The sequence below is a fragment of the Chitinophaga solisilvae genome, from assembly GCF_009928525.1.
Taxonomy (GTDB): domain Bacteria; phylum Bacteroidota; class Bacteroidia; order Chitinophagales; family Chitinophagaceae; genus Chitinophaga; species Chitinophaga solisilvae.
The window spans coordinates 507,336-524,802 of sequence record NZ_JAABOK010000002.1 but is presented as its reverse complement, the minus strand read 5'-3'; the positions used below and the strand labels follow the sequence as shown (position 1 = coordinate 524,802).

Sequence of the window (17,467 nt, the reverse complement as noted above, 5' to 3'; positions counted from 1 at the left end):
TTTACCTAACGACATTTCTACCTTAGGCATTTAAGGTTAAGCCCTACGGCGCTGTCCTAACTTTTGGGAGTACTTCATAAAAAAGAAAAAATACTATCAAAAAATGTTAGAAATTAAAAAAATCGGAGTTCTATGAACTCCGATTTTTTTAGTTTCTAACATTACAGACAATGAAACCAGAATGCTAATTCTGACTACTAGTCAGTACTGCAACAATTGCTGGATTCAGTGTTTGAAGATAATCACTCAATGCAGTAGCTTTGTCTGAGTCAGCTTTCATGAGTTCAAACTTAGGAGCTTTCCCTTCAATTCCAGACTTATTAATAAACTCAAGGTTAAAATCAGTTAGGGATAGACTAATCTCCATATCGGTATGGCGCCCACTTAAAACAAAATTGTTTTTAGACCATTTCCCTTTGGAGAAATAGTCAGGAAGATAAAAGGTGGTAGGCTTCCCTTTATAAATCAATAAAGATTTCAATAGTTCTCCGCTCTTTTCTATCTCTAAATAAACATTAAAATGTCTCATCAAAGGGTGAACAATAACATTTGCTTTGAGTAACTCATTCTTTGGGGATATGAAACTTTTATAGTTAATAGGGATATTAAAATTGTTGGAAAGTATTTCAGCTTTAATAGAATTCAGCACTTCAACATCCAATCGGTTATCCCTAGCAGCAAGAAAGAGTAAAGCAGTATGTACAACATCAACAAAGAAAAGTTGTTTTTTATAGTCATCCTTCAACGAGAAATCTTCTCCGTCATCATACGTTAGTTTAATGTTAATGTCTTTTCCTTGTGGAAGGATTAAATTCTGATCTTTCTCACATGTTTGGATTATTTGTATGTGATTATAAAAAGTAATTCCATTTTTTTTAAGCATCTCAGCATATATATATGAAATACCCTCTCCATATAGGTTAATTTCAACAATTCCAAGTGATACTAATCTTAACATTTTATAAAATTTGACATTAATCAATCTAAGGTCTTTTCTGTTCAATAGGCCTATATCCCCATACATCAATGTGTACATTTACGGCATTCCTTTCAACATCCAGGGCGGTTTCTCTATTAGGAGTGAAAACTAACGCTCTCCAATTTACAGAGGCCCCATATAAAGCTCTGAAAGCCGCGACCTGTAACTCCGGCCTATCAAAATCAAAAGTTCCTGGGTACATGGAAGCAATTCCATATTTCAAGGTAGGCGAAAAGCCCGCCGGAGGATTATAGGTAAAGGTATAAACTAAATGGGGATTGGTATTAGATTTTTTGTTTGCGTGCCCAACAAAAGGAACAGAGTATGGGAGCTGTGTAGTAGGTTCTGTGCGAGAGATTGCCTTAACTGGAGCTGCCGCAAATACCGGTAATCCAGCAATTTTATTGTATAGTTGCTTAGCATAATATACCGCTTTACCTCCACCTTCAACAAAAACAAACTTTGATTTAAGATCACTTACCCCTGCAGCCCATGCATCACTTGTCGGAAAAGAATAAAAAGTGGATGAAGCCATTACGCCATATAAGTAAGCCGCCCCTTCCGCAGCAATTGGTAAAAGACCAACAAAAGCGTTATTCGTCTGAGATTGATTTTGGGTTTGTGTCTGGAGCTGAGTCTTATTTCCACCCTTAGAATTCTTCTCATCTCCCAGCCATGGTCCAGAAATAGAAAACGTCAACTCTCCGGTGTAAGGATCTATTTCTACTTTAACCTTTATCTCATCTTTATATTTACCAGGATCAAATTCAGGGTTATTACTACCTGATTCTGATACCGGATGCGCTGCCATACCATCAGGATCAGTAAATTTCATTGGATTATTATAGACATACGCATAGGGGCTCCATCTTCTGGATGTTTCACTTAATGGATCTGGTGTATGCCATCTTCCAATTTGTGGATCATAGAAGCGTGCTCCAAAATCATACATTTCCAAGCCAGTACCATCGGAAAATTCATTCTTCTGCATTTCTTTGCCAGTAAACTTAAAGTTATTAGGTTGATAACCGGGTCCTCTCAAAGCACTATAACTAATCCCTTCCATTGTTAACCCAAATGGATAGTAATGGGTTTCTTCCAGCACCGGCCCTGGAATATCCATTACAACTACATCATCAAAATATACATCCTGCGGACTTTCATTGCTGGTATAAACATACAGGAACCCACTTTTCTTAATGGCCATTCTGTCCTGTGTTAATACTTGCAGTTGCTCTGGCTCCCCCTTAACTTGTTTTACACCACTATTTTCATCTACAAGTTTGAACTGATCATCGAACAAGACATAATTCAGGTAAGCCCTGGGCTTATCTGATTGATACTGGCCTGGTTCCTTCTCTTTCAGGCGTTGGTAATCATTATTATAAAAACTAGCGTTGAACGGTGTTTGTTGATTCAAGGCATTACCACCATGCGTTTGATCTGAAGGAAAATTACCTCCAAACGCCTGAATTAAATCCGGGAGGAGGTTCTCGGCGGGGAATCCCGATTTTTTCTCCTGAGGGCCACTGGATTTATAAAATGCCTTAGCACCTATTTGTATCGTATCTCCTGCCATTACACGCAATACAATAGAAGGTCCTATTTTCTTTCCTCCTTCTTTTGCTACCAGTTTTGCGACAAATTCATTCTTATCCGTGTTTCCATCATTGGGAAATCCTACTGGCTTGGGTACACGGGTGCTTTCAATATTACTGAATAAGGCATTCTCTTTGGCAGCTACCGCCGTTTCCATACTCGCTCTATAAAACAGTGATTCCTTATTATCAGTCAGTATAAGCCTGGTGTTATTAAGCAAATCTTTTACGAAGAAATCATATGCAAAGGAAACAGGAGCATTTACCTTATACAATGCTCTGATACGGCCTTCCTGATGGCTGATAATTTGTAGGCTATCATTTCTGTATATAAACCCATCAATATAATCAGTCATAGTGCTGACAGCAGGTGTTACCGACTTGTCTGTCACTATCTTCCTGATTTTTGTTCCATTAGCATCATATTGATATTGAATAAGTGATTGGTTGGCAAAAGTGATACGCTCAGGTAATCCCAGATAATTATACCTGATATCACTAATCTTTCTGTTGAGATCTTTAATTATATTTCCACTACTATCGTAAGCATAATCGTCACCTGAAGTATTACCGTCTTTAAAATCCCCCAACAGATTGGGTACAGTACTTGTATCCTTTACAGCAAGTAACCTGTTACTAAATGCTTCGTATGTATATTTTAATCTGTCAATACTACTTATCTGGTTATCCACTAATCCGTTTTGCCGCATTGAAAGAATATTGCCATTAGCATCATAGGAAACCCCTTCAACGGAAAAATCTTTTACATCTTTGAGCCAATTTCCGCCGGTCGTATTCTGTTGCGAGAAATTAGCCGCTGTCATTCTGCTAGAATTATCGTACTGATATCCATAGGCTCTCGATGTTTTATCATTCCATCCTTTCCATCGGATACCAGCTACATTATTGTTGTATTGATTCTCCTGAAACCCAAAATCGTAGTTATATTCCTGGCCAAAATGGGAAGAATCATCTATGTTATTCAGGTAATTTCTTCCAATAGTTTTCAACAGCCCCCTGACGTTATAATCATACGTTATACGTTCCAGTTGTTGTGCCCCAATACCCCCCAAACGTTTCGCTTTCAATTGTCCCAGTTCATCATACTCCATTAAGGAGATTACTTTTTCCGCAGCCGCATTATCATTCAACCTGTCTTTCACAGATGATAATCTGGAAGCAGCATCGTAGGTAAGTGTTTGTAAGCGCGTAACTTCAGGAATAATACTTTTCTGATTTCTATGTCGCAAATAATGTGCTAACGGCTGTCCATTAAAATTATAGATGGTAGTTACTATATCCCTGCCACCTGAAACATTATCCTTAATGCTTTGAATTTTCTGCCCCTGATCATTATAATAAATAGTAGTTGTCTGCCATTGGTCAGTATTAATAATTCTAACTTTAGAACCAGTTGCAAGCCCCCGTGTCATTGCACTAACTCCACTAATGGCTACAGGGTGCTGATCACTTGAGATACTGAATTTATTGAAGTCCCCTGTAAGTGGCTGAACAGCTCCAGTAAAATTGTAACTATCGTAAAAGATATAACTCAATGGAGTCAGATCTGCATTATTAATCTGAGGAAGTGAATTATTCACTTTTATATTAGTCGTTCCATAATCCAGGTTAGGGTTTATATCCGCTAAAAAATCTGCATCCAGTCCTGAATCAAATCCATTCTCCATTGTAACACTGGATTTGGCCTGATACAAGGAACTACCGTTATGTGAAGCTAATACCAGATCATTGATCCCAGGAAAGGCATAGGACAATTCCTGATAACCAGAGGCTGCATCCATTCCTGATTGCAATAACGACCGGGAAGCCGCAGCATTTGTGTACAAGGCTGTCATTACTAACCTATTCTGATTATCATAACCATTAAACATCCATTGTCCCTTACTTCTAAGATTACCATCTTTTGTAAAAACGAGCCTATCACGGGTATCGTATACGAACTCAGTTGAATCAGCACCTGGTATTTTCCTCATTATCTGCCTTCTTCTTTCATCATATTTGTATATATAACAAAGCCCATTGGCAACTTTACTTGGGTCCCATGAAGAAGTAATTTTTTCTGTTGCAAGTGGTGGAATAACAAATCTCAGTTTATCGAAATCGTCATACACATAATAGGTACATAACCATCCCATATGAGCAGTGCCTGGAGTTTGGTTCAGTTGTACTTTTTTTAGTATTACCTGTTTATCCTTATTTACAAAAACAACAAGCTGATTACCATTCTCATCAATGGCTATATTCTTTTGTAATACACCAGTTGGATAAATACCAGTGGAAACAGGGATATTACTGCCCGAAGAAATACTCCAGATACGCACCGAATCAGCCGGAGAGTTTAACTGATACAATTGTGTCTGTGGACGGTTACCACCTGTCTTTGCCCAACTATTACCCTGACTGTAGGTTTTGGTTACCCTGTTTAACGGTGAGGGCTCATATTCAACTTGTGAATAAAAAATTTTATCCTCCCCAATCCCAGGATTCAATTGGTTGTTTTCATAGAAAGCTTTCTGACTGTTGAAAGGGTCCGATTTAAATAATCCGTCATTCACATTACCAGTCTGCTGTACATAAGGCAAATACTTAAACTGCTCTCTACCGCATGAATCATATACAATAGGAGAAACAATGTCTCTTCCGTATTGGCCACTTCCACCTTTAACAACCGTCTGGAGGGTTCTGCCAATACCATCGATATATATAGTGCTTCTCTTTACCTCCTGATCTCCTGCATTAATGATAGTCATAGGATCAGTGATCGGTGTAAAGGGTTCATAGGTTCTGACGTAGTTAACAAGCCGGTTCTGGGGAGCTGAAGGCATAGGAGCAGGAACAGCTACCGGTACCGTGGTATTTTTAGAAGGTATATTCTGCCCACTACTTTCTATATGAAATAAAGTAATAATAGCAATAAGTGCAATCCATTTTAAATATAGTATAGGATAACCCATATAGTTAGCTTAATGAAGTTGATAGATTCAACAGTAATATAGAAATTTATTAAACTGGTATTATCAGACATTAATATTGTCCGTTATCTTCAGGTTGACCATTGTGATTATAATGGATAAGCTTTCGTATATTTCCATCCAGATCCTTAATCATTCTCAGCCTCCCAAGATCATCATATACATAATAAGTGATTAGCCCTTTGAAATCACATTCACTGGTTACACCTATCATTGGAGAATAACTAAATGTCCTGATCTGGGCATCTTCCGGATATAATCTCACTTCATCAACAAAACCATTTCCAGCTACAGAAATTTCAGATACTCCACTCACTTTATGTTCAAAATAGGTCCATCCATTTTTACTGCGTACTTTTACCGCGAGTCCCTGCGTTCCGCTAATGCCATAAGGCTGCGTATTCTTAGTCCAGTAAGAAACTACGTACTTTGACGCAGCTGACAAACCGCTTTTGACCATCCCTCCTGATCCAAGATTGTAACATTTATCTCCGGTAGGAGCGGTATTATCATTTACAACGGTTCCAGAAAAAAACCAGTAGCCTCCACCATCCGCCTCAAAAGAAGTATAGGCAATCTGATCACTCGGAGCATTGGTTACAATTGCCACAGGCAGAGTATTATTATAGTCAAATATGTATGACTTTATAATTCCATCTTTACCTAATGTTTGCACCTGATTTCCTTTATCATATTTGACCACCATTTCTTCCTGATATCTGCTATCCTTTGTAATACTATTTCCATTAATGGCTGTTTCTGTAAACGTAGCAGATAGAGATGACAGGTTAAGCATCATTAGTTTTTCAGGCACAACATTCCATGTGGGGTTCAAAGCAAATCCATACTTATTAAAAGCCGATTTTAATATTTTCCCATTTTTATACGTAGTAACCTCCAGTGCTGCATTCTTATACTGTTGCTGCATCTTCAGAATAGGTTTAAGATATACATCTGCATTATTGATACTGTTCTGCAGACAACTACCAAACGCATTACCCGGATCTGTAAAATTTGTTCTACGGCAATTAACGTATCCTACACGCGATTGTGAAAGGCATTTTTGATATTTCAAATATGCATTGGTTCTGCAAAGCGATGTTCCACAAGCACCTAGTTCTGCTACATAGGTATTCTGGCAACTATTATTTGCTGTCGCATAGGCAGACTTACAATCGGCAATAGCATCACATGACGTTCTGAAATCAAAAGCATACTTACTTTTCAGAATGAACTCGTCCCCCGTAGAATTAAGTGTTTTTGAACTGGTTATTTCATGATGTGATGTACTTAGATAATCATTCGTAGTAGTGCTCGACATAGAAATGCCATTTGTCCGATCCGAATTATTTTCTGTAATAATTGTTTGAATCTTTTTTGCCGTGGATAGAGAATAGTTTGTGCCTAAAATAATATTCCCAAATGATGTTTTGTAATAAGCAGCAATAAACGCATAAGTATTTACTACTGGAGTAGAAAATGTGTAGTTATATATCCGTTCATTCAACAACTTTCCATCTTCTCTGAAATGCAGTTCATTTGCCAGCTCACCACGAATATATACATAAGGGAGTGGCGCAGGAGGGAAATTAGGTGCCTGGGCATCGCAACTTGCAGTACTCACTTCCAGGTTTGCCACATTATCGGTAACATATCCATAAGGCAGACCAGTATTATAACGATAAACACTGTATCCATTGCCGGGCTGCCTGATAGTTACCTCACTATATCCTATGTGATACCCTTGAGTAGATGCCATAGGCCTTATGCTACTCGGAGATTTGTAATATGGAAAAACAGTACAGGTAATACAACCCTGTGGGCTACAGCTTTGCTCATATCCTGTGGCTGGATTCCAATACCCAAGATCTCTGATTAGATCATTGCGTAATGTTTGTACATATGTAGGACGCCCGAACAAAATCCCAGAAGAATTATTTCCGGCCTTATAAGTATAGGAAGTAACTTTATCATTTCCCGTGACATGATCATGTGCAGTGATCTTTTTTATGCGCAGCCCTCCTATTATGGTATCTACAACATAGGAACTTGGTACACTTTGCATAACAGAACCGGAAGCACCAACTCCAGTTGTTCCATAGGTTTCTTTTGACAACGTCAGTTGATACGTTCCGCCATAACAGTATACTACTTTCTCTCTTGTACCGTCAGAAGGATTGGTTGAAGAAGCCGTCATTGCTGCCACAGTGATATTATTAGTAATATCCTGTACTGTAAAGCTGGCATTAGATCCACCTGAACTGGTAGACACGGTTATTGTATAAGTACCTGGTTTTAAAGTGATCGTTCGTGTTATAGTTCTTGGATTACTCCCATCATATCCGATATTAAGTGTTGCCAGGTTCGTCCAGATATCTCTGGAATATGAAACATTTGTTCTATGGGCTTCAAATTCGAAATCTGTTGATCCTCCTGTAGGGTATACAATTTTTCTCAGGGCTCCACCTCTCATATCTGGCCAGGTCGCGTCTCTGTTTGCACCAGGTATATTTGTTCCATCTACCTTAATTGCTGGAATCAGGCTTTGATTGTTCCGGCCATTGCTATATCCCCAATGGTCAAAACTAAATGATAGTCTGCGGGGTACTCTCTCTGTATAATAATCAAACTTATAAGGTGGTAAAACAATAGCTGCATTACAGGACTTCTCCTGAATACTGTCAAGTTTTAACTTCTTTCGGTCTGTTTCAATATTCATCGTTCCATCTGGAAGAGTACCGATATTGTCTTCAAAATAATTATAAAAGAATTGCCATTTTTTGCAGAAATTTTTATCATTGGTTATATTGATTGCTCCCAATGTTGTGGCACTTGTATTCATATCATCCGTAAAATCATGCATAGTTCCCCCTAAATCTGCTCTGACAGCTCCGGGTATAAAGTCTATATGACCATTGGGAAATGCAATCTTATCAAGTCTCACTCCATTCTGAAACATTTTTACAAGACTATACTCCTTCTTTGTAGTCTGGTCCTGGCTTGAAATAGGGAATAAAGACCATGTAAAATAGCTATATGTTTCCTGTTGATAGGTTAAATTAATAGCAAACATGCCATCTTCTGATTCTATCTTATTCAAATACCAACTCGAAATAGTAGAACTTGCATTATATCCGTTACCCATATTCATCGGAGCCGTAGTTTCTACCGGATCTACATCATTTGCAGCAGCTGTCGCACCAAAATAATACCTCGTACCATCAGGTGTTGTAATAATAAAGCTGGATATGCTCCCAGAACCTGAGTAGCTATACTCAATTTTCAGGTCCTGTTCTGGTATCAATACGGGAAGACGATCATCAGAAAAGTAAAATTTTCCAGAGTAACCGTTAAAATTATAGAAGAATAAATCAGGTTCGCCATCTTTTTGTCCTGATGCAAAAGCTTGCCAATCTTGCATATCCCCGGAATACAGATAACTGTGATATCCATAATCACTGAAGTATCCATACTGGCTGCCCGCGCTGCTGGTATTTCTTTCATCTGGAGCCCCCATTACAGTCCTGGAAATAACACCTCCTGCGTTAAGCGCCCAGCCTGCCCCTACCCATCCGGCAGGATCGAGGACTTTTAATCCCGAAGAGTGATAGCTAAGGCTAACAGGAAGTTTAAGAGGCCCTGATTCAATTTCATAAATAGGTATATTTATCTGTGGGTTACCAGTATGATTGTTTACCGGAATATCGCCGAACTTACCTAGAGATGCTGCTGTAGGAGACGCAATGGTAACATCTCCGAAAAGACTCCGTTGAGCCTTCGCCGATAAAATATTCAACAACAATAAAACAAGCAACAAGCATTTGTTGCCTGTTGATGAAAATTTATAATGATCCATAAAAGGTTAATATAAATTGGGAAAATAAATGTTCTCACCTGGGATAGCCATCATGATAGGTATAAGACATCACAATAACAATGGTAAAAATTTTCTGGAATAAGTTGAAGTTGCATTTCTCGAAGATTCATACAGGTATAACAAAAGGGATTACGCGCTTTCATAAATATTAATTATTATTAACCTATGTCGGCAAATCGCTAACATCTTTCAATATCATCTCACAATAATAGTAATTTTCTTACTATTAAGATAACTATAGAAAGATTTGAGGACTGCTCTCACTTCCCATAATTAATTGGATTCAAATAAAAGTGCTAGTCACGTCAAAATAGGTAGAATTCTGGATGCTCGTGGCAAGTGCGGGCATCTTCCCGAGGCTGCTCAAATGCCTGACGATCTAAAAATACCTCTTAAAGAGAGGGTACACTACCACTATTTTTTATTGTAGAAGGTATAATGAATCTCAAAGTAGTTGATACTTATCCAAAAAATGCTTTCTTGCCAGACAAAGGATGAAAACCCTCTTCGCAGCCCAATACCTAACCTTTAAAAGTCAGGTTATAATCGTTGATTCTCAATAAGTCTTCAATAAAAAAGTTCGAAACTTGTCCCCTGTAGTCCGCAAAAGACTAAAGGAATAGACCGATGTCTATTCCTTTTTTTTACAACATTTGAAATAGTGAGGGCAGGTTCCAGAGCGGCCAAACGGGGCGGACTGTAAATCCGCTGTCTTTCGACTTCATAGGTTCGAATCCTATCCTGCCCACTTCTTTACGGTTACCCCTATACGTGGCTGATGCCTGCAACTAATTGTTCCCCGCCTTCGCTGATTAATACAGTATTAAACTATCATCAATTGAATTTCCTTTATCATCTTCATAAATGATATACTTTCCGATTATTTTATCTGAAGAATAAAGTATTAAACATATTTCCAGGGTATATCCAGGCGAAAACGGAATTTACTTTTTCGGTTCGAAGATTTGACTTTACTTTTTTCCTACCGTAATCATTGCGGCTATTGATGTGTTCAACACCTTCCGAAGCATGTTTCTCATAGTCCAGATGTTTATCCATCTCTGCTTTGAGCATCTCCTAGATATCCATACGGTACATTTCATGGAAAAGATCGGAGAGCTCTTTACTGGATTTGATTTTACCGTTCTTTAAACGGTTGGCCACATCCGAGAATCTTCTACAGGTAAATGAGTATCGTGAGCATAAGAGGGTGGCTCTCACTGCCTGTACTTAATTGGATTCAAATAGAAGTGGCTCACTCACTTTACCTAGAATACCAAGAGCCACGTCCAGCACCATGTTGTTGTAAATGCTTAGTAGAAACGAGACTTTCCAGGTGTTTTTTTATAGTATTCCTATTGGCTTTTGTTAAAACAACTATTTCACTGATTGTTATACGGCCTCTGGATTTTACCAGTTCAAGTATCTTTATAGATAATTCTGGTAACTGTCCTAAAAGAAGCTTTTCCCGTTCAAGTTTAATTTCCAACCGGGCTTTCTGTTGCTGAAGGGCGTGTAAAAAAAATAATATCCAGGGCATCCAGTCTGGATTTTCAGCTTTTAATGTGCCTTGTGTTCTTCTTAATGCAAGGTAATACCCTTCTTTACTCTGCTCAATAACGGCTTCCAGAGAGCTATATGGCACGTATGCATACCCTGCCCGTAATAGAAGAACTGTTGTTAGAATGCGCGATAATCGCCCATTACCATCCTGGAATGGATGGATAGCAAGAAAAACTACGATAAAAATACATATAATTAAAAGCGGATGAAGCTCCTTCGTTTCAATAGCATTAACTGTCCAGCTAACAAGTTCCTGCATGCGTAATTGTGTATCAAAAGGGCTGGCGGTCTCGAATACAATACCCAGGCTTTTACCATCCTGATCAAAAGCTTCAACGTGATTCGATGATTTTTTGTAATTCCCCCGATGCCAATTGTCTTTGGAACCATGCTTTAATAATTCCCGGTGAAGTTGCTGAATGTAGCCTTCAGTGAGCGGGATATATGTGTAATTCTCAAAAATAAGGTTCATTACATCTGCATATCCCGCGACTTCTTCTTCATCACGAGATGTAAATTGCTTTATAGCTAAGTTCCCAAGGAATTTTTCTACTTGTTGATCGGTTAATTTCGCTCCTTCAATACGAGTTGATGACCCTATGCTTTCAATTGTAGCAACCCGCTTTAATGAAGTGAGATGCTCTGGTGCTAGTTGCCCTAAGGCGCGCCATGCACCTTTAAATTCGTCAATTTCTGAAATCAGGGAGAGCACCTCGGCGGTGATATTTATGGTTGTAGTCTTTATCATATATACCCACAAAATTACCCAATTATACCCAATTCATAAAAATGCAGAAAATCTGATTTAATTACTGTACTTTATAATGATTCCACGGGCACCTTGTTAACGGCAACAGGCAGGCATTCCTGTCTGACAGATATTTTGATAACCCGCCGGCGTGACAGATCGCGACCTTTTAATCCTTCATGCAGATACTTATTCTATGATTAAATTTTAATTACCATGATCCACAAATTCCCCGTTATGCGTGTACTGCTGCCTTTCCTGCTATGGCTGCTGACAACCGCCACAGCTACCGCCCAGATAAACTGGCCTGCCGGTCAGCTACTGCCTTCATTTCCGGCTACGGCCAGCCAGCTGGATTTATTTTACAACAACGGCGCCTCTCTGCCCGCGCAGCAATCCTGGCAATGGGAAGCGGAAGGGCCTTCCCTCAGTCATAAAACAGGCCGCCTGGAAACAGACGGATGGCTATGCCAGGTGGGCATCGATGCCGCCAATCAGCATATGATTTACGGCCCTTATGATAACAGCGTTACAGCCGGATTCAACATCGCTGAATTCAGGATGAAAATTGATAATAACACTGCCAATAACGATGCTGTAGCAGATATAGATGTCCGGGACGCCACTACCGGCGCAACCCTGGCAGCTAAAACAATTACCCGCCAGGAATTCCCGATAGCGTCGGACTACACCAGCTTCAAACTACCCTTCACGATGCCGGCCGATAATCACAACATCGAACTGCGTGTATTCTGGAAGGGAGCCGCTTACATCAAGGTGGACCGGGTAGGCGTTCAACAGGACAATGCCACCGCCGAAACCTATTTATTCAGTTCCCTGAAAGGTATTGTCAACAGTACCCGGCCGCGGCTCTTCTCCTATGAAGGTGATGCCTTTGCAGAAGGCCCCTATACCTGGATGCAGTCTTTAGGTTTAACCTGGACGGAACATACAGACAGATGGGCCCTCATCACGAAATACCGCAGCGAAGTATCCGGTCTGATCGTGTATGACCCCGCCTGTACCGCCACTGTTAACCTCGCAACGATGCTCGCAAAAAACAGGAAAGCACTGATTGCCTCCCCGTCTTTAGTAGCGCGGCTAACGGCCGCTCCCTACAACCTGCCGGTATTGCTGGATCTGCGCGGGCAATATACCAGTAATCTGCAGGTATACCAGGCGTTGTATAATACCTGGTGGCCTGCGCTGGATCACCGCCTGTTAATAGGGTTAAGTCCGGAAGCGCATCAGGGCTCCCTGCGCGAATATGCGACCGCCCTGGGTGCTGCAGTAATATGGCTGGATCCCAGGGTAACAGGTGAAAGTGAACTGCTGAACCGGTTCCTGTCTTCCATGCCGGCCGGGGCTACCTATATGGGCTGGTGGCCGGAAGAAGCCTCCGGCATCACCAGAGCGTCCGGCTATGGAATAGCCACCGTTGCCAGCGATTATGCCACCAATTTAACTGTGCATAGCGGTATGCCCAGAGCCATACACATAAAGCCTGTTCCTCCCAGGCCGCTCCTGAAAAATAAAATTTATGTCGCGTTTATACTAAGCGATGGCGACAACCTCCAGTTTGTGGAACACCTGATGCGCAAGCTGTGGAATAATCCTGACCGCGGGTCAGTGCCAATCGGATGGACCTTATCTCCCGCGATGGTGGACGCTATGCCGGGAGCATTGAACTTTTATCATCAGTCGGCCACCAGTAATGACAACCTCATTTCAGGGCCTTCCGGATACGGTTATGTATATCCGAATTATTTCCCCGATCAGCAGACCTTAAATCAATTTGTTGCCAGAACGGAAGCGTATAACAAAAAGGCAGGATTTAAAATTATCACCATCTGGAACACCATTACCGGCGGCATCAACCAGAACGTCGGGGAGAGTTTTGCCACCTATGCTCCGTCATTACTGGGTCTTACAGCGCAGAATACAGGCGGTCCGCTGAGTATATATCATCAGCAACTGCCGGGGATGCCGCTATCCTGCAACTATTGCACCGGCGAACAGGCCATGAAAGATGCCATCGCCACCGCTTCCGCAGGCTGGAACGGCGCCTCGCCGAGGTTTATCATCATACAGGCGCAACCCTGGCAGGATGTGAAGCCAACCAATTTCAGGAACGTAATGAATTCGCTCGATACCAATCATATCGTGGTACGCCCCGACCACCTGTTTCAGCTGCTGCGTGAAAAAAACGGCCTTCCGCCAGTCAGTACCGGCGACAGCCTGGGAACAGACATAACAGATCAGGGCGGCGTATTACACGCGCAATATGAAACCGGTTCGCCAGCCGGTGAGGAATATACCAACCTGACCGATAACAATCGTAATACCAAATACCTGACATTTAACGCTGCCGCCTGGATACAATACCAGGCATCCTCCGGCCGGACAGTGAAAAGCTATACGATCACTTCCGCCAATGATGCCCCGGAGCGGGATCCCATGACCTGGACACTGGAAGGCACTGCAGACGGCATCAACTGGCATACGCTTGACAGCCGCTCCGGGGAAGATTTCCCCTATCGTTTTCAGACAAGAACCTTCCACATCAGCAACAATACAGCATATACCCATTACCGGTTCAACTTGTCCAACAACAGCGGAACAATCCTGCAGCTGGCAGAAATTGAATTGTTTGGAAAGCCGTCAGCCCCAGGCATGCAGCGTGTACCCGTCAGCGTTATAAACAACAGGCAGCAGCAGACAGCACAGCAGAAAGGTATTTCACTGTACCCCAATCCGGTTGAGAGCAGGCTTTATGTACGCGGATTAAATAGTAGTGCGCAGCTTGAAGTGTATAACAACAACGGGCAGCGTATGAAGTTAACATCAGGAACATTTGTGGATGTAGGAGAGCTGGCGCCGGGTACTTATTTTCTGAATGTCAGGACAGGAGGGATGAGTAAGACTTATCAATTTATTAAGAACTAACATTTTCCGGCAGCTGGAGAAAGGGGTGGATCATGGAAGATATGATCCGCCCCTTTTTAGTTGTTGCATGTATTGGAGCCGGATGTAATACCTGATTGTTGACGGGTTCTTTTTTTCATTGAACAAACTTTTGAATACGCTTTTAACCAAATTTTCATTTATTAAGAATTTAACGTATCTTAATACCATCTGTCGATTCCACTGAAAGAGAGCTGTTACCTTAAAATGATTCCATGAATAATGAAAAAGCCATTGACCCAACGCACAATGCATCACCACTAACAGCTCAGCAACAACCATAAGATTTACTGAAGCCCAGGTAAACCAGGATTGTGAACAAACCGCCGGATGCCTAAGTAAATCGTTTAAGCAAAGGAGTCATCGATAGTATATCCGTTATGCTGCACGCCATGATGCGATGCGGAACTACCTCCCTGTTCCCATGATTTTTCTGCTGGCATTATTGTTCACCATAAAATTCATTACAATGAAAAAATGCGTATCATTCAGATTAATCCCGGCATTGATTATACTGTTATCAGTTATCAGCTGCTCCAAAGAATTAAAACAGGCGGATGTATTACCCCTCCATGAAACTGCTGCCACCACCACTGAATCGCTGGACAGCCTCCTCGCCTACAAAAGCCGTCCCCATGAAATCTATGCCGCCTTTTACCGGCTGGAAGGCCCCTGCTACGGCCCGGCGCCATTCAACACCAACTTTTCCCAGGTACCGGACAGCCTGGACATTCTCATCCTCTTCTGCTTCTCTCCGACCTCACCTGTGGCCGCCCAGGTACCCGCATGGATTAACGCGCTGCATACCAAAGGCACTAAAGTAATCCTTACAGGTGGTCTGGACCTCGCTCCGGGAGCCACACACGATTCGGCCGGTTACGCTATCACCGCCAAACGCATCATGGACAGTGTCGTGAATAAATATGGTTTCGATGGTTACGATATCGACATAGAAAGTAATCCTTCCGGCCAGACACTCACCGATATGGCAGGTGTATATAAAGCGCTCTCCAGCTACCTGGGACCTAAATCAGGCACCGGAAAACTGCTGACTTTCGATACCAACCAGAGCGGTAGCAACAGCCTTTTTCAGAAGGTATATACCATGGTCGACTATGTATGGCTGCAGGCCTACGGACGCGGCGCCAGCACCTTACAATCTACCTGGAATTCCTTCTCTCCCTACATCTCCTCCTCCCGGTTTGTACCCGGATTCTCCTTCTATGAAGAAAGAGGATACCCTTCAAACGTATGGTATGATGTGACCTATCCGGTGAACGGTACCGGACGCGCTTATGACTACGCCCGATGGGAACCCTCCGGCGGTAAAAAAGGCGGCGTGTTCAGCTATGCCATAGACAGAGACGCACCACTCACATCTTCTACTGATAATAACGCCTACGCACCTACGTATATCGTCAGCAAACAGCTGATACAGATCATGAACCCCGCAGGTGGCGGCAGCGGTACCACCGGTGTGGTATTTTACCAGGATGCCGGCTACGGAGGCACTGCCTCCCAGCCCATTGCAAAAGGCAATTATACCTTATCGCAACTACAGGCCAGAGGTGTAGTGAACGACTGGGCCTCCTCCGTGAAAATCCCCGCCGGATGGAAAATCATTATGTACGCGGATGATAATTTCTCCGGCACCTCCTGGACACTCACCGCTGACAACAGCTGGTTCGGCGCTTTATCTCCCAACGCAAATGATAAAATGAGCTCCGTGAAAATCCAGTAACGGCCACTCCTCCGGCAACATAAAAAAACCCCGCCTTATTAAGCGGGGTTCCATTTCATTTATGACGTGAATTACACTGTAATAATCGGGCACATAATGCATATGTCCGGAGAAATATACGATTCGCAGGTTTCCAGCCTTGTAGGCGGAATAGCAGCGCCTCCTTTCAGGAAGGCACGTTGTTGTGGTGTAAGGTCTGCAATGACCAGTTTCTGCATCACCAGCTTTTGTAGGGTTACTTTCTTTTTTTTCATGGTATATATTTAAGTGAATACGTCGGGGGAGCAGGCAATCCGGGGAATACGTGCAAACAGATACAGGCATCAGGCATTTACTTAATACAGATTGGAACAGCATACTGCATGAAACTACAGGCAGATGAATTATCTGCCTGTAGTTTAAACTACCGTTACAAATGTGGCATATTCCTATGCAGCAACATTGCAGTGAACGTGCTACCTATCAGTCAGGGCATTTCAGGCAGCGCGTTGGCGCTACATAAGTTTCACAGGTTTCAAACCTTGTAGTGGTAGCAATACCGCCTATTACCTGCGATTGCTCCAGCTTATTCAGGTCTGCAACTATGAACTTATGCATGACCAGTTTTTTCTTCAGAGACAGTTTCTTCTTCATACGTTTACTTTTCTATAGTGAAATTAGTGGTACAATTAAGCTGCCGGGTATCGGTCGGATCAAAGCAGCAAAGACAGTTATTGGGATTAGGAAGGGTATGCGCCGTCAGATATCTTGTCTGCGGAGCGCCCCCGTTAACGTGATACTGCTGCGCATCCGTCAGGCTGGCAACAATCTCCTTCTGCAGGATCATCTTTTTGTTGAGAATGATTTTCTTTTTCATACGTTGGGTTTTATGTTGGAAAATCCGGGCAGACAGGTATCTGCCCGGCATTACAGGTTAAACGCGCAGCTTCTTCAAAAGAATAGTCAGGTGCTATGAGGGTTGCATAATTATTTTCAGACTACCGGGTTTATACATGCAACTGAAG

At 41.9% G+C, this 17,467-nt stretch carries 9 protein-coding genes and 1 tRNA gene; 3 read left to right on the top strand and 7 right to left on the bottom strand.

What is annotated here, in order from left to right:
- Positions 1-184 precede the first annotated feature (184 nt).
- The 3 genes from GWG06_RS04890 to GWG06_RS04880 form a co-directional block, all read right to left on the bottom strand.
- Positions 185-958, bottom strand: coding sequence for a hypothetical protein (locus tag GWG06_RS04890; RefSeq protein WP_160711688.1), 774 nt, complete (start codon positions 956-958; stop codon positions 185-187).
- A gap of 25 nt (positions 959-983) precedes the next feature.
- Positions 984-5,552, bottom strand: a complete 4,569-nt coding sequence (locus GWG06_RS04885; RefSeq protein WP_202182945.1) for a DUF6443 domain-containing protein — start codon at positions 5,550-5,552, stop codon at positions 984-986.
- Between the two features lie 70 nt (positions 5,553-5,622).
- Positions 5,623-9,426 carry a hypothetical protein gene (locus GWG06_RS04880; protein WP_160711686.1) on the bottom strand — a complete coding sequence of 1,268 codons (3,804 nt, stop codon included), beginning with the start codon at positions 9,424-9,426 and terminating at the stop codon, positions 5,623-5,625.
- Between the two features lie 686 nt (positions 9,427-10,112).
- Here GWG06_RS04880 and GWG06_RS04875 point away from each other — a divergent pair.
- Positions 10,113-10,195, top strand: a tRNA-Tyr gene (locus tag GWG06_RS04875).
- Between the two features lie 516 nt (positions 10,196-10,711).
- On the opposite strand, the gene GWG06_RS04870 is transcribed toward GWG06_RS04875, so the two are convergent.
- Complete coding sequence (locus tag GWG06_RS04870; protein WP_160711684.1) at positions 10,712-11,758, bottom strand: Fic family protein; 1,047 nt, start codon at positions 11,756-11,758, stop codon at positions 10,712-10,714.
- 216 nt (positions 11,759-11,974) lie between these two features.
- Between GWG06_RS04870 and GWG06_RS04865 the strand changes: the two genes are divergently transcribed.
- The gene (locus tag GWG06_RS04865) at positions 11,975-14,704 is read left to right on the top strand and encodes a T9SS type A sorting domain-containing protein (RefSeq protein WP_160711682.1); all 2,730 of its coding nucleotides are present in this window, start codon (positions 11,975-11,977) and stop codon (positions 14,702-14,704) included.
- A 487-nt stretch (positions 14,705-15,191) separates the two neighbouring features.
- Positions 15,192-16,463: an EndoS/ChiA family endoglycosidase gene (locus GWG06_RS04860; RefSeq protein ID WP_160711680.1), complete on the top strand. Its 1,272-nt coding sequence runs from the start codon at positions 15,192-15,194 to the stop codon at positions 16,461-16,463.
- Between the two features lie 71 nt (positions 16,464-16,534).
- Here GWG06_RS04860 and GWG06_RS04855 read toward each other — a convergent pair whose 3' ends face one another.
- The 3 genes from GWG06_RS04855 to GWG06_RS04845 all read right to left on the bottom strand — a co-directional run bounded on the left by GWG06_RS04855 (position 16,535) and on the right by GWG06_RS04845 (position 17,319).
- Complete coding sequence (locus GWG06_RS04855) at positions 16,535-16,717, bottom strand: class I lanthipeptide (protein WP_127034123.1); 183 nt, start codon at positions 16,715-16,717, stop codon at positions 16,535-16,537.
- Positions 16,718-16,925: 208 nt separating this feature from the next.
- A complete protein-coding gene (locus tag GWG06_RS04850) occupies positions 16,926-17,096 on the bottom strand; it encodes a class I lanthipeptide (protein WP_158631300.1) in 171 nt (56 codons plus the stop codon).
- A gap of 4 nt (positions 17,097-17,100) precedes the next feature.
- Positions 17,101-17,319 (bottom strand): class I lanthipeptide, encoded by a 219-nt coding sequence (locus tag GWG06_RS04845; protein ID WP_160711678.1) that lies wholly within the window; start codon positions 17,317-17,319, stop codon positions 17,101-17,103.
- Positions 17,320-17,467 lie beyond the last annotated feature (148 nt).